The organism is Corynebacterium incognita (assembly GCF_014217255.1).
GTDB lineage: Bacteria > Actinomycetota > Actinomycetes > Mycobacteriales > Mycobacteriaceae > Corynebacterium > Corynebacterium incognitum.
Genome location: NZ_CP059404.1, coordinates 1668476 through 1680785 on the forward strand (window position 1 = coordinate 1668476; position 12310 = coordinate 1680785).

Annotated in this window: 13 protein-coding genes; 7 read left to right on the plus strand and 6 right to left on the minus strand. The window is 62.8% G+C overall.

What is annotated here, in order from left to right; translation table 11 throughout:
- Positions 1-3 precede the first annotated feature (3 nt).
- Positions 4-1086, plus strand: a complete 1083-nt coding sequence (locus H0194_RS07790) for a GuaB3 family IMP dehydrogenase-related protein (RefSeq protein ID WP_185175364.1) — start codon at positions 4-6, stop codon at positions 1084-1086.
- On the opposite strand, the gene H0194_RS07795 is transcribed toward H0194_RS07790, so the two are convergent.
- Positions 1022-2107, minus strand: a complete 1086-nt coding sequence (locus tag H0194_RS07795) for a hypothetical protein (RefSeq protein ID WP_185175365.1) — start codon at positions 2105-2107, stop codon at positions 1022-1024. The genes H0194_RS07790 and H0194_RS07795 overlap by 65 nt on opposite strands.
- A gap of 110 nt (positions 2108-2217) precedes the next feature.
- Here H0194_RS07795 and guaA point away from each other — a divergent pair, with 110 nt between their 5' ends.
- Positions 2218-3777 (plus strand): glutamine-hydrolyzing GMP synthase, encoded by a 1560-nt coding sequence (gene guaA / locus H0194_RS07800; RefSeq protein ID WP_185175366.1) that lies wholly within the window; start codon positions 2218-2220, stop codon positions 3775-3777.
- Here guaA and H0194_RS07805 read toward each other — a convergent pair.
- Positions 3761-4576, minus strand: coding sequence for a PspC domain-containing protein (locus tag H0194_RS07805; RefSeq protein WP_185175367.1), 816 nt, complete (start codon positions 4574-4576; stop codon positions 3761-3763). The two genes, guaA and H0194_RS07805, sit on opposite strands and share 17 nt — an antisense overlap.
- 86 nt (positions 4577-4662) lie before the next feature.
- On the opposite strand from H0194_RS07805, the gene H0194_RS07810 reads away from it, so the two are divergent.
- From H0194_RS07810 to H0194_RS07825, 4 genes are read left to right on the plus strand one after another with little or no spacing between them, the layout of a single operon-like run.
- Positions 4663-5757, plus strand: coding sequence for an ATP-binding protein (locus tag H0194_RS07810; protein WP_281382519.1), 1095 nt, complete (start codon positions 4663-4665; stop codon positions 5755-5757).
- Positions 5751-6368, plus strand: a complete 618-nt coding sequence (locus H0194_RS07815; protein WP_185175369.1) for a LuxR C-terminal-related transcriptional regulator — start codon at positions 5751-5753, stop codon at positions 6366-6368. Before H0194_RS07810 ends, H0194_RS07815 begins: the two co-directional genes overlap by 7 nt.
- A gap of 17 nt (positions 6369-6385) precedes the next feature.
- Positions 6386-6940 (plus strand): hypothetical protein, encoded by a 555-nt coding sequence (locus tag H0194_RS07820; RefSeq protein ID WP_185175370.1) that lies wholly within the window; start codon positions 6386-6388, stop codon positions 6938-6940.
- Positions 6937-8358, plus strand: a complete 1422-nt coding sequence (locus H0194_RS07825) for a DNA polymerase Y family protein (RefSeq protein ID WP_185175371.1) — start codon at positions 6937-6939, stop codon at positions 8356-8358. Before H0194_RS07820 ends, H0194_RS07825 begins: the two co-directional genes overlap by 4 nt.
- On the opposite strand, the gene H0194_RS07830 is transcribed toward H0194_RS07825, so the two are convergent.
- Positions 8355-8906: an AMIN-like domain-containing (lipo)protein gene (locus H0194_RS07830; protein ID WP_185175372.1), complete on the minus strand. Its 552-nt coding sequence runs from the start codon at positions 8904-8906 to the stop codon at positions 8355-8357. The two genes, H0194_RS07825 and H0194_RS07830, sit on opposite strands and share 4 nt — an antisense overlap.
- Positions 8907-8988: 82 nt before the next feature.
- On the opposite strand from H0194_RS07830, the gene H0194_RS07835 reads away from it, so the two are divergent.
- Positions 8989-9795, plus strand: a complete 807-nt coding sequence (locus H0194_RS07835; RefSeq protein ID WP_185175373.1) for a sucrase ferredoxin — start codon at positions 8989-8991, stop codon at positions 9793-9795.
- Here the strand turns inward: H0194_RS07835 and H0194_RS07840 are convergent.
- From H0194_RS07840 to H0194_RS07850, 3 genes are read right to left on the minus strand one after another with little or no spacing between them, the layout of a single operon-like run.
- Positions 9782-10423, minus strand: a complete 642-nt coding sequence (locus tag H0194_RS07840; protein ID WP_185175374.1) for a methionine ABC transporter permease — start codon at positions 10421-10423, stop codon at positions 9782-9784. The genes H0194_RS07835 and H0194_RS07840 overlap by 14 nt on opposite strands.
- On the minus strand, positions 10420-11457 hold the full coding sequence (locus tag H0194_RS07845) for a methionine ABC transporter ATP-binding protein (protein WP_185175375.1): 1038 nt from the start codon (positions 11455-11457) through the stop codon (positions 10420-10422). Before H0194_RS07845 ends, H0194_RS07840 begins: the two co-directional genes overlap by 4 nt.
- Positions 11458-11461: 4 nt before the next feature.
- The gene (locus H0194_RS07850; protein WP_185175376.1) at positions 11462-12307 is read right to left on the minus strand and encodes a MetQ/NlpA family ABC transporter substrate-binding protein; all 846 of its coding nucleotides are present in this window, start codon (positions 12305-12307) and stop codon (positions 11462-11464) included.
- Positions 12308-12310 lie beyond the last annotated feature (3 nt).

Below are 12310 nucleotides of genomic sequence, written 5' to 3' on the forward strand. Positions count from 1 at the left end.
GCCGTGCGAGAAATCGTCGAAATTGGAACCGGCCGAGAGGCGCGTCGGGCTTACGGATTAGAAGATATTTCCATCGTCCCGACTAGGCGCACACGCTCATCATCTGATGTGGATACGACCTGGAATATCGATGCCTACACCTTTGACGTCCCGATCCTGTCCCACCCCACCGATGCGTTAGCTACGCCAGAGTTCGTCATCGAAATGGGCAAGCAGGGCGGTTTGGGCGTCATTAACGCCGAGGGGCTGTGGGGACGAGTCGAGGACCTGGACACCGCGCTTGCCGACGTCCACGATGCCGAGTCCCTTCAGCGCCTCCACGCTCTGCCCTTAGACGAGGAGCTCCTAGCTGAGCGTATTCGTCAGGTCCGGGACTCAGGGGTCACCGTCGCCGTTCGTGTCTCGCCGCAGCACGCCCGTGAACTCGCACAGACTGTCATCAGTGCCGGGACCGAACTCCTCATTATCCAGGGCACGATCATCTCCGCTGAGCACGTCGCGGCGGATGGGGAGCCCCTGAACTTGAAGGAGTTCATCGGCTCGTTGGACGTACCGGTCATCGCTGGTGGCGTCAGTGATTACTCCACTGCGCTGCACCTGATGCGTACCGGTGCAGCCGGCATCATCGTCGGCGGCGGAACCAACACGAACGACGTCGCCTTGGGCATCGAGCCGCCCCTTGCTACCGCCATCGCCGATGCCGCCGCCGCGCGCCGGGACTACCTCGACGAGACGGGCGGACGCTACGTGCACGTCATCGCAGATGATGCCTTCGCTACGTCCGGGGACGTCGTTAAGGCAATTGCCTGCGGTGCCGACGCTGTGTCCCTCGGCGGCATGCTTGCCATCGCTGAAGAAGCCGGCGGCAAGGGAGCGTACTGGCCATCAGTGGCCGGCCACCCCCGCTTTCCACGCGGCTTCGTTGATGAGCGATCGCCAAAGGCTCCGCTGGAAGTCGTGCTGCACGGCCCCTCCGCGGATCCGTTTGGAACGCTCAATATCGTCGGCGGTTTGCGTCGCGCTATGGCGAAGTGCGGCTACACGGATCTGAAGTCTTTCCAGAAGGTCGACTTAGCTGTTCGATAGCCCATTCTCTAGCATTATCCGGCGGGTGCCAGACGGGTCTTCCGTTTGGTGCCCGCCTCATTTCGCCGTTGCGACCCCGGCCGTTTCCGGCATTATGCGGCCCGCATAGCCCCATGAGGTTGGATTGGTTGGTTTGTCCGCCTTCGGCCCAGGCTTCGACGTGGTGCGCTGTCCCGTACATGGCGTAGCGGTCGCATCCCGGCCATGCGCATCGGACCTGGTCGACGGCGATGATGCGGCGCTGCGTGTCATTGGCGAGACGCTGGGTGCGCCACAGGTTCACGGGCTCAGCGTTCTTGTCATATAGCAAGACCCACCCGTACTCAGTGAGTCGCTCGTTAAGGTATTCGCGCGCGTTCACCCGCGTGCCGTCGGTGGCCTGTAGTTCGTGCTCACCACAGCTTTCGAGATCGTCGGTGGTGACGATGACGGTGGGTTCTAACACGCCGTCGGTAAGCTTGCCTCCGCGGGTAAACAACGCCCAGCACGCGTTGCCCATGGCTATGTCTTCTGGGGTGTTACCCCGGTTGCGGGTCATGGAGCGGAGGGTGCGCTCAAAGCGCGACATTTCGGCCTCGGGCAGTTTTAGCACTGCGGTCCGTCGTCCCGTCGCGTCGGTTTCGCGGCCGATGACGAGGCTGCGGGGCGGGGGATTGGAGCCGGTTGCGTTGAGCTCTCGGACGCGGGCCTTGGCGTATTTTTCCAAGTCGGCGATGCTGAGGTGGGTCATCTCTGCGAGCTCAAGGCGTAGGTCCCACCTGCTGATGGGGGCTTGTCGACGTAGCTGTACTGCCGCTTTATGGATAACTACGAGGCGGGCGATGGGGAAGTCCTCGGCGAAGCGCATCGTGGCGGCGCGTACGGCCTTGTGCTTGCACGGCCCGTAGTAGCTCTCACCGATCGCGCGGTACAGCAAGGTTTCAGACACCCCGAGGCCAAACCCAGCGCCGCGCGCGTAAATGTACTGCGCCAGCGCCAGGCCGTTGGTGGCCAGGTAACGGTCGATGTCTTCGAGGTTCATGACTTTGAACCTAGGCCACATCCTGACGCCTGGAAAGGTCTAGCACGCTCGCCTGTGGATAACTTGCCCGAGTTTCCGTGGCCCTGTGGATAATTGCTAGACTAAAACGCGTGACTCAAGCGAATTCGACTCCCCGCCCCGTCCTTGTCGTGGACTTCGGCGCCCAATATGCGCAGCTTATTGCCCGCCGCGTGCGCGAAGCCAATATCTACTCTGAAGTGGTTCCCCATACTGCAACAATTTCTGAGGTTCAGGAAAAAAATCCTGCAGCCCTGATTTTGTCCGGTGGCCCGTCGTCTGTGTACGCGGACGGTGCTCCGAAGCTCCAAGAAGGTTTGCTGGATCTGGGTATCCCGGTGTTCGGCATCTGCTACGGTTTCCAGGCCATGAACCATGCGCTCGGAGGCAAGGTGGCTAACACCGGTGACCGCGAGTACGGCCGCACGGATATTAACGTTAACGGCGGCGTCCTGCATGCCGGACTAGAGTCCACGCACAAGGTGTGGATGTCGCATGGCGACGCCGTGTCCGAGGCGCCCGAGGGTTTCGACGTCACCGCTTCGTCGGCGGGTGCGCCAGTGGCGGCTTTCGAGTGCATTGAGAAGCGGATGGCCGGTGTGCAATACCACCCAGAGGTGTTGCACTCCCCGCACGGCCAGGAAGTCCTGACCCGCTTCCTGACTGAGATTGCAGGACTGGAGCAAACGTGGACGTCTGCGAATATCGCTGAACAGCTCATCGAAGACGTGAAGGCACAGATCGGCGAGGGGCGTGCAATTTGCGGCCTGTCGGGTGGCGTCGACTCGGCCGTCGCTGCTGCCTTAGTCCAACGCGCGATCGGTGATCGCCTCACCTGTGTCTTCGTCGACCATGGTTTGTTGCGCGCGGGCGAGCGTGAGCAGGTGGAGAAGGATTTCGTAGCGGCGACCGGGGCGAAGCTCGTGACTGTGCACGAGGCCGACGCGTTTTTGGCTAAGCTTGCCGGAGTCACCGAACCGGAGGCGAAGCGCAAGGCTATCGGTGCGGAGTTCATCCGCTCGTTCGAGCGTGCGGTGGCGAGTGTACTTTCTGACCAGGACGTGGACTTCTTAGTCCAGGGCACCCTGTACCCGGACGTTGTGGAGTCCGGCGGGGGAGCCGGCACCGCGAACATCAAGTCCCACCACAACGTCGGTGGTTTGCCTGACGACGTCGAGTTCGAGCTCGTTGAGCCGCTGCGCCTGCTGTTCAAGGACGAGGTACGCGCGGTAGGCCGAGAGCTGGGGCTTCCAGAGGAGATTGTGAACCGTCAGCCGTTCCCGGGGCCTGGTCTGGGTATCCGCATCATCGGCGAGGTGACCGAGGAGCGCCTCGAGACCCTGCGTCAGGCTGACCTCATCGCTCGCACGGAGCTGACCGCCGCCGGCCTGGACAGCGAGATTTGGCAGTGCCCTGTGGTGCTGCTTGCCGACGTCCGTTCGGTGGGCGTCCAGGGCGACGGCCGCACCTACGGGCACCCGGTCGTGTTGCGTCCAGTGACGTCCGAGGACGCCATGACCGCGGACTGGACCCGCGTCCCGTACGACGTCTTGGAGAAGATCTCCACCCGCATTACGAACGAAGTGAAGGACGTTAACCGCGTGGTCTTGGACGTTACGTCCAAGCCGCCGGGAACTATCGAGTGGGAGTAGTAATCTCCACCGGGCCGATGCCGTGATCGACGACCAAGGTCAGTCGCGCGGCATCGTCGCGTTTTTCCACGCAGTTGGTAGGGCCAAGGCCGGTGTCGCAGACAACGTTGACTGGCTGGTTGGCGGGCAGGGTGATGTCTAGCGGGCCGATGTTGCCGTCGATGCGCAGTTCATGGGCGTCGGAAAGCGGGGGAAGGTCGGACAAATCAACGGTGGCGGGCCCGATGCCAACGTCGATAGTTTCCTCCAGGTCGGTAGCGCTGGAGATTTTAATGTCCGTCGGGCCTGCTTGGTGGGAGAATACATACCCGAATCCGACGATCGCGACGGCGATGCAGAAGATGGTCAACCCGGCATTCGACTTTTTCGGCTTCGGGCGCGGGGAAGGTTCGGGTAGGTGCCATAAGTCGGGGGCGGCTCCAAGTGGATCCCAGGCGGGTGGGCGCTTTTCCAAGAGGAAATACCCTCCGACCAAGACAGCGGCGCTAATAAGGATTGCCGCCAAGATGCTGCCATCGGCCGTCGCGCCGCAAAAGATGAGCACGAATGCGACTACGCCTAGGACCCACCCGAGGCTCTTGTCTTCACCTCCGTTCATCGCTGCTTCGAAGGGGGAGGGTTGGTCGGCTTGTTTGGGCATGAGTCCCCAAGCGATGAGGTAGGCCGCCATGCCGGCCCCGCCGCAGAGCGTGACTACCGCGAAGACAATGCGGACTAAGGTCGGGTCGATTCGGTAGCGGACGCCGATGCCTTCGCATACACCGGCGACGTAGCCATTGGGCTGTCTGAGAGGTGTCATACTTTTATTTTCGCAAAAGTCTCACCAGCAAACATCAGGGTTTCCCCTGATCTCTTAGTCGGACAGCGTAGGGCAAGATGATGTCTATGTACCCGACTTATGTCCGCCCCCGGCAGGGCCGCGTTATTGCCGGTGTCGCAGCCGGGGTTGCGAACCATCTCAACAGGGATGTCTTCCTGGTCCGTGTCGTGCTGTTATTTTCCTCCCTGTTGTCGGGGGCCGGTGTGCTTTTTTATGCCGCCGCGTGGATGTTCAGCAAGGTCGAGGAGACTGCGCCCGCTCCAGTTGAAAAGGTGATTCTCCCGCGGTGGGCGTATTATCTGCTCTCCGCCCTCGCCTTTGTCGCCGCCGTCGCCGGTGATTCGTGGGGCGTGGCCATTTCGCTGGCTCTCATCGCGGTAGGTGCCATGATTACGTGGCGGGCGTATGACAAGGGCCTGCAATCCCGCGCGTCTGTCATCAACGCCACCGCCGGTGCTTTTTTAGTCTTAGCCGGTGTCATCCTCACCACCGTCGGGGTAAGCAACGGTGCCCTGGTGACCATCACCCTTGCGGTTTTGCTGACCGTCGCCGGCGTTGGCGCTCTTGTAGTCCCGCTCGTCGTGCGTTCGCTGACCGAGGAGCGTGCCGCGAAGGAACGTGCGGAAATTGCCTCCCGCCTCCATGATTCCGTGTTGCAGACTCTCGCAATTATCCAAAAGCGTGCCGATGCCCCAGACGAGGTCGCCCGCCTCGCCCGGACCCAGGAACGCGAGCTACGCGCGTGGCTGTTCGAGCCGGAAGTCTCGGCTACAAAGACCATTTTCGCCACGCTCAGGGAGGCTGCCGCCGAGGTTGAGGATCTCTTCGGCCTGCGTATCGCCCCTGTGATCGTTGGCGAGGACGTCCCGCTGACCCCCGCCGCTGAGGCGGCTGTCATGGCTTCCCGAGAGGCTATGGTCAATGCTGCCAAACACGCAGGCGTTAACGCCGTTGACGTGTACGCCGAGCTCTTAGACGGGAAGCTGTCCATCTTCGTCCGCGATCGCGGCGTAGGCTTCGATCCTCAAGACGCCGCCCCGGATCGTCACGGCATCCAGGACTCGATTGTCGGCCGTATGCAGCGGGTGGGCGGGGAGTCTGAGATTAAGTCCGTTCCTGGGGAGGGGGCGGAAGTTATGGTATCGGTAAGTCTATGGTGAGTGTCTTTTTGGTTGATGATCATTCCGTGTTTCGCTCCGGCGTGCGCGCGGAGCTGCGCGGTGTCGACGTCGTGGGTGAGGCTGGCACGGTGGCTGACGCCGTGGAGGGCATTCGCCGTACGCGTCCCGACGTCGTTTTGCTAGACGTCCACATGCCCGATGGCGGCGGCAGGGCGGTGCTCGAGCAGGTGGGCCAGGACTCAAAGTTTTTGGCGCTCTCGGTCTCGGATGCGGCGGAGGACGTCATTGCGGTGATTCGCGGCGGCGCCCGCGGCTATGTGACTAAGAGCATTTCCGGCCCGGAGCTGGAGGAGGCCATTGACCGGGTGTATAGCGGCGATGCGTATTTTTCCCCGCGGCTGGCGGGTTTTGTGTTGGACGCTTTCGCGGGCAAGGAGGCGAACATAGACCCGGTGGTGGATGAGCTGACCCCGCGTGAGCTGGAGGTGCTGCGCCTGCTGGCCCGGGGCTATACCTACAAGGAAATTGCCTCAGACCTGTTTATTTCCATCAAGACGGTGGAGACGCACACCTCGAATATTTTGCGCAAGACGCAGCAGTCTAACCGTAACCAGCTGACTCGCTGGGCGGTTTCCCGCGACTTGGGTTAGGGGTTATAATTGCGCCCATGAATCAAACGGGCGTTCGAAGCGAGGTCGCGGCTTTGCGTGCCCGCATGTCCGCGAAGGGCGTCACCCCGGTCGAGAGGGTGCTGCCCGCCCGCGGCTTGGCGCGCCGCCAGGTCACGGCGTTTAATGATTGTCCCCCTTTGGTCGTGGATACTATTTCCCAGCTCACGGCGCGTGATAAGACGGTGGGGGTCGTCGCGTGGCCGGGCCTGCTGCTGGGGGATGTGCCGGACCTGGGTAATATCATTACCGTCCCGGAGCCGGGCGCCGAAGCGCTGTCGGTGACTGGTGTTTTATTGGAGGGACTCGATGTTGTGTTCCATTACAGCCCTGTTCCTGTTGCGCTGACTCCCACCCGCGCTCGGCCTTTACTCGCGCGGTTGCGGGCTGGTCGCGCCGCGCTGGTGACCATTGGTTTAGACGTCCCCGGCACCCGCGTGCGTGTGACCGGCCAAGTTCGGGGTGTCGCCGGCATTGGCTGGGGCGTCGGGCGAGTGCGCGATCTTGACCTGGATGTGCAGGTTGAATCCCGGCGGCGGCTGGTGGCGGTATGAGTCGGGTAGCGGCGTTGTGGTTCCCGCGGTGGCCGGTGCAAGCCGCGCTTCTCGACGACCCCGAGCTCACCCCGCCTGTGGCTGTCGTGCGGCAGCACAGGGTCGTCGCCAGTGATGCGCCGGGGGTGTACCCGGGCATGCGGGCCCGGCAGGCCGAGGCTCTCGCGCGCATCGTGGAGTCCGACCGCGAGCGCGAGGGGGTCATTTTCGCAGGCATCATTACTAGTCTGGACGAGGTTGCGGCGTCGGTGGAGGTGCTGCGGCCCGGTTTGGTGCTGGTGGATATTGGCGCTGCTGGGCGATTTCACGGCAGCGAGGATCGCGCCGTCGAGTTGCTTCTCGACGCCGCTGCCCGGTCCGGCGTCGACATGGCCATCGGCGTTGCCGATGAGTTGGAGACCGCGCAGATTGCCGCGCGGCATAGCCGTATTGTCCCGCCGGGCGGCTCCCGTGATTTCTTGCGCACTCAGCCGATCTCGGTCCTCGGCCCAGACGCCGCGGCGTTTCAGCGCCTTGGTCTACGTACGCTGGGGGACCTGGCAAACTTGCCGAAGACGCAGGTGTTGACGCGTTTCGGGGCCGTCGGCAGGCGGTGCTACGACATTGCCACGGCTGCTCCGGACCGGAGGGTCGCCCCGGATCTCCCCACGACGCAGTTGGCGGTGAGCATCGCGCCCGAGGATCCTATCGACCGCGTGGACGCCGCGGCCTTCGCGGCCCGGCAGCTGGCCGCGCGGCTGCACGAGCGGTTGGCCAAGGCGGGGCTGGTGTGCTTGCGGTTGCGGGTGACGGCGGAATTTACGGATGGCACGTCGTCGGAACGTGTGTGGCGGGTGCGGGAGGCCCTGGCGGAGTCCGCGACGGCGGACAGGGTGCGTTGGCAGCTGGACGGCTGGGTACGCAATAAGCTCATCCGTGAGCTCACCCTGGACCCACTCGAGACCGCCACCCCGACGACGTGGGGGAGCGAGGAGAAGGCCGGGCCGGTGATAGCCCGGGTGCAATCGATGCTGGGGACGGATAAGGTGCTGGTGCCGCGGCTTGTCGGTGGGCGTGGGGCGGCGGAACGGGTGGCATACACGCCCTACGGCGAGGAACCCGAGCCCTTAGTCCCGGGCACGTGGCCCGGCCAGATGCTGTCTCCGCTGCCGTCGCGTCAGGGCGACGACACCCCGGTGCGGCTGACCGATAGCTCCGGCCGCGACGTCTTTGTGACGGCGGAGGCCCTTCTATCCTCCGACCCGCACATGCTTGCCGATGCCCCCGTGACCGCTTGGGCCGGCCCTTGGCCTGTGGACACCGACTGGTGGACGCAACATCCGCAGCGCCTAGCCCGGTTGCAGGTTGTCAGCGGGGCTAGGGCGTGGCTGTTGGTGTGGGAAAACGGGGGCTGGACGGTGGAGGGGACGTATTTTTAGTCGTTGCTGCGGATGTCGATGATCACGCGGGTGGGCCCGCGTAGGACTTCGACGGAGTAGGGCAGCTCCTTGTTTAGTCCGATGACGAACTGGGAGCGGCCCTCGAACGTGCCCGCGCTCACGATCTGCTTGACGTTGCCGCCTGCTCCCGCCACGGTGCCGATATTCGGGTCCTTCTTGCCCATTTCGAACGGGTAGACGGTGCCGTCGATGTTGACCTCGAGGGCGGTGGATCCTTCGTACGAGATGGCGTTGCCGGAGCCCTGCTGGGCAGGGGAGGCGGTGTAGTCGATGTGCCAGCCGGGGTCGCCGTCGCCTTCCAGCTCGAAGACGACGCGCTCGAAGCCCTCATGTTGTCCCACGCGGACGTCCTTGACCATGAGTTGTGCCGGCGCCTCGGGGCGTAGGGTTTTCATCTTTTTGTCGGCGTCGCCAAGCGGAGTGATGCCGGCTGATGACACCTGCATGGTGGAGGTGACGGCGGGCTCTTCGGTGCCACAGGCGCTCAACGCTAAGGTGGCAACAAGGCAGGCGACAGTCTTCTTCATATCTCCCACGGTATAAGCCCCTGACTAAGAAGTGAAATAAAACCAGTGGGTTTTAATGAAATTGTTGTTTAAGGTGGAACGCATGACACGTTGTTCGGATGCCCAAGTCGAGCCCTTGCCAGGGACGGCGAAACAGACCACAACCTACGTAGTATTCGAGTGGCCCTACGGCTGGTCCCGGGACGTGTTGGATGGGAACACATTCAGTCCGGAACTTTCGGCCCAGCTCAAGGCCCTCGATGTCGGCATCCAGCTCATCAAGCATCCTCGGGAGCGACGGGTGGAAAAATACCGCTGCTTTGTCGTTTTCGCAGAGTTTGGCGTCACGGAGCTGCACTACCTTGATGGCCCCGAGCAGATCCTGGACTTGGATCTGACGCGTCCTACAGGTAACGCCATCGACTATCCGCTGGTTCTCGTATGTACCCACGGTAAGCGCGACGTGTGCTGCGCGGTGAAGGGGCGCCCGCTGGCCGTTGAGCTCCACGACCGTTTCCCTGGCCTCGTCTGGGAGACCTCGCATACGAAAGGGCACCGCTTCGCGCCGTCGGTCTTGCTCATGCCGTGGGGGTATAGCTTCGGCCGTCTCAACGTGGAGGCGGCGACGGCAATGCTCGAGGCCGCGCGCCGCGGGGAGTATTTCTACCCGGCCAACCGCGGGTCCGGCCTCCTGACGCCCCCAGACCAGGTGCGGGAGGTGGAGGTGGCGCGCAGGCTTCTCGACGCCGGGGAGACCGTGCGCTACACGGACCTGACGGTGGAAGACGGCGTCGTCAAGCATAGGGATGGCCGGGAATGGAACATCCCCGTCGAAGAGGTTGTCGTGGACAACGTCATCTCTTCGTGCGGGGATGATCCGAAGCAGGGCAAGGCGTTTATCGTCGCATAACCTTCGCGGAGAGCCAGTTGCCCAGGAACTGGGCGGCCTGGACGAGCACGATGATAACCAGGGTGGCGATGACGGTGATTTTCCAGTCGAACGCCCGGTAGCCGTAGACGATAGCGAAATCGCCCAGGCCGCCGCCGCCGACGTAGCCGGCCATCGCGGACATGTCCACCACACCGATGAATAGGAACGTGTAGCCCAGAATCAGGGGGCCGAGAGCTTCGGGGATGATGACGGTCCTGATGATCGTCCAGGGGCCGGCACCCATAGCGCGGGCGGCCTCGATGACGCCCGGGTCGATGCTTACGAGGTTCTGTTCCACAATGCGGGCCACGGCGAAGGTGGCGGCGATGATCATGACGAACGTCGCGGGCTCGCGGCCGATCGATGATCCCAAGACTGCCACCGTGAGCGGCTGGACGAACGCGAGCAGGATGATGAACGGGATAGGGCGCACGAAGTTCACCAAGACGTTCAGCACGGTGTAGACGGCCTTATTGGCCAGGACGCCGGACGGTCGGGTGGTGTATAGCAACAGGCCGATGCCCAGTCCCAGGATGCCACCGACGACCATCGTGGTGCCCACCATGATCAGGGTGTCGATGATGGCTGTGATGAAGGTGTCTTTCATCGGACGATCTCCTCAATCTCGGTGGTGGTGGACAGCGTGGCGTAGAAGCGGTCGATGGCGTTGTTGTCGCCGATGAGCCGCACGGTGGCCTTGCCGAAGCAGTGGTGCTGCAAGGTGGTGATGCCGCCATGGACGATGTCGATGGTTAGTCCGTCAGCGGTGGCCTGAGCAGTCGCGTCAAAGAATCCAGACGTTTCGGTGAGCGTGATGGTGAACAGTCGTCCTTCGTGGTCGAGGAGCTCATCCGCCTCTAGCTGGTCCGGGGTATTGCGCAGGGAGGTGGCCACAAAGTTTTGCGCGACGGGGGTGCGGGGGTTCGAAAACACCTCGTACACCGACCCGTACTCCACAACCTTGCCGCCTTCCATGACGGCGACCTTGTCTGCAATCGAACGCACAACGTCCATCTCGTGGGTAATCACCACGATGGTAATTCCGAGCTCTTTGTTGACCTTACGCAGTAGCTCCAGCACTTCGCGGGTGGTCTGCGGATCCAGAGCGGAGGTGGCTTCGTCGGCCAACAGCAGGGCTGGGCGTGCCGCCAGCGCGCGGGCGATGCCAACGCGCTGTTTCTGCCCGCCAGAGAGCTGCTCGGGGTAGTTGTTACCGCGTTCACTGAGGCCGACGAACTCGAGCAGTTCCTGCACGCGCGCCGTGCGTTCCTCTTTGGGCACGCCGGCCAGCTGCAGTGGGTATTCCACGTTGCCCGCCGCGGTGCGCGAGGACAGCAGGTTGAATTGCTGGAAAATCATGCCGATGCCGCTGCGCAGCCGGCGCAATTGCTTTTCCGGCATGCCGACGATGTTGGTTCCGTCTAGCAGGACCTCGCCGGACGTCGGGGTGTCCAGCCCGTTGATCATGCGTACGAGCGTGGACTTGCCCGCGCCGGAGTAGCCGATGACGCCGAGGATTTCTCCGGGTTCAACGGTCAACGAGACGTCGTCAAGCGCCTTGACGTCGTTCTTCTTGGACCGGAACACTTTGGACACGCCGCGGAATTCCACGCGGGTGCCGGTGTTGGTTGCAGTGGTCATGTACCTACTTCTTCGCTTCTTCTTCTAGTTGGTCCAGGATCTTTTGGAGTTCTTCTTGGGGCTTATCGACGAACACCGTAGTCCCGCCGGTCGTCTCCTGCACGGCGGCCTTCACTTCGTCCGAAAGATAAAGCTCCGCGAGTTTCTTTACCTGTTCGTTGGTAGCGTCTTCTTCGCGCACTGCCCAGACGTTGATGTAGGGGTCGGTGTTCGCCTTGCCCTCATCATCAACGATGGCGGTGTTTGGGTCGATGTTCGCGCGCTTGAAGAACGAGTTGGTGATGACGGCTGGGGACCCTTCGCCGTATGCGGACGGGGTTTGTGCGGCGTCGACTGGGGTGACCTTGACCTTGGACGCGGCTTCGTCGATGTCGGCTGGGGTCGGGGTGGTCTTTCCCTCTTCCTTAAGCTTCAACAACCCATGCGCGGCCAGGAGGTTGATCGCGCGGCCCTGGTTAGTGGCGTCGTTCGGGATGGCGACGGATTGGCCTTCGATGCCGTCGAGGGAATCGTGGTCCTTCCAGAACAGCGGCATGGGGTAGATCTGCGTGGAAGCGAGAGGGACGAGGTTGGTGCCGTTGCCCGCGTTGTACTCCGCCAGGAACTTCAGGTGCTGGAACTTGTTCGTGTCCGTCTTGCCCTCGGCGAGCGCCTGGTTGGGGGTGTTGTACTCGGCGAAGGCCTGCATCTTTACCTTGATGCCTTCCTCGGCTGCGAGCTTTTTGAGCACTTCCCATTCTGGCAGGGCGGCGTCAGTGGTGCCGATGGTCACTACGCCATCGTTATCGGAGCTGGTGCTGCAGCCACTCAAGGCGAGCGCTGCCGCTAGGACGAGCGCGAGTCGCTTCATTGT